Consider the following 246-nt stretch of genomic DNA (forward strand, 5'->3'; position numbering starts at 1 on the left):
ACCGGGTCGGGCGACCCGACCATCGGTGTGCCCTTCACGATGAACACCATCGCCGCGGCCGTCGTCGGCGGCGTTTCGCTCGCCGGCGGGCGGGGCACGATCGCCGGGCCGATCGCCGGCGCCCTGGTCGTCAGCTTCATCGGCAACCTGCTGTTCAGCATGGGGGTCAACTCCTACTGGCAGTACGTGGTGACCGGTGCGGTGCTGATCGTCGCCATCGCGATCCCTGCTGGCCTGCGGCATCGA

The 246-nt window shown here is 69.5% G+C and carries 1 pseudogene; it reads left to right on the plus strand.

The annotated features are described in order from the left end of the window. Positions 1 to 246 (plus strand): annotated as a pseudogene (locus BN358_RS24410) (ABC transporter permease); the annotation flags it as partial.

Source organism: Sedimentibacter sp. B4 (assembly GCF_000309315.1).
Taxonomy (GTDB): domain Bacteria; phylum Bacillota; class Clostridia; order Tissierellales; family Sedimentibacteraceae; genus Sedimentibacter; species Sedimentibacter saalensis.